The organism is Borrelia sp. A-FGy1, assembly GCF_014084025.1.
Classification (GTDB): domain Bacteria; phylum Spirochaetota; class Spirochaetia; order Borreliales; family Borreliaceae; genus Borrelia.
This window is the reverse complement of the sequence record NZ_CP043696.1, coordinates 6,966-7,784: the sequence shown is the minus strand read 5'-3', so window position 1 is coordinate 7,784 and position 819 is coordinate 6,966. Positions and strand designations below refer to the sequence as shown.

2 protein-coding genes are annotated in these 819 nt (G+C 28.7%); both read right to left on the bottom strand.

Going from position 1 to position 819, the window contains the following annotated elements; translation table 11 throughout:
• Nucleotides 1–197: 197 nt before the first annotated feature.
• Nucleotides 198–458 (bottom strand): hypothetical protein, encoded by a 261-nt coding sequence (locus tag F0310_RS05375; protein ID WP_182117944.1) that lies wholly within the window; start codon nucleotides 456–458, stop codon nucleotides 198–200.
• Complete coding sequence (locus F0310_RS05370) at nucleotides 434–637, bottom strand: hypothetical protein (RefSeq protein ID WP_182117943.1); 204 nt, start codon at nucleotides 635–637, stop codon at nucleotides 434–436. Before F0310_RS05370 ends, F0310_RS05375 begins: the two co-directional genes overlap by 25 nt.
• Nucleotides 638–819: the final 182 nt, after the last annotated feature.

The window sequence follows — 819 nt, the reverse complement described above, 5'->3', positions numbered from 1 at the left end:
GGATTATGAATTCATGATTAATGAAAAACCTTCTTTTGCTAGATAGTAGCCTTATCCCTTAAAATATAAAATATAGATTAGTGAAGAAGTTCACTCCTTGCTCCTGTAATAGATCAAATTCATAAGTGTACCCCACAATTTGACTGGTGGGTAGTAACGTCAAATCTTAATGATATTACAAAAGAAATATATATCTTTTACTTTTTAAGTAAAAGATATACTAGTATACCAAACAATACTATTTTCAATGAAACCAATAGGTTGAATATCCAAATAGTTATATCTGGATCATCTTTTCCTGTTTTGATTCTGTCTATTTTGCTATTAAGTTTAGATAATCCATTATCTATTTTGTATTCAACGTTATCTATTTTACGATTAAATTCAAAACTTGCATTATCTATTTTACGATTAAATTCAGAACTTGCATTATCTATTTTGCGTTCAAGTTCAGACAATACAATACATTATCTACTTTGCGTTCAAGTTCCAGTTTGACGTTTTTTAAATCTTTTTTAGTAATTTCTTCACTGATGTATTTGTTAACAATTTTAGAAGCAAAATCTCTACTAAAGCCTTCATTAGAAGGAAACTCATTCACGAGAATATCTTCTTTACTAGCAACTTGTTCTTGCATAAGTCACATCCTTATAGTAATTATATAGTGAACTGCTCAAAATCAAAACAAATCTATTTGTTGGCAAAAAAATCCCTAAATATAATTTCTGTGAACTGCTACTTCTAAATCAAAGAATATAGAAATAGCTTCTTGTATCATCCCAAGATAGCTTTTTAGGCTCTAAAAGAGCGGTCATCCAC

Excerpts from the sequence above, each read along its gene's own strand:
- F0310_RS05370 (WP_182117943.1), bottom strand. The coding sequence starts at position 637 with ATGCAAGAACAAGTTGCTAGTAAAGAAGATATTCTCGTGAATGAGTTT.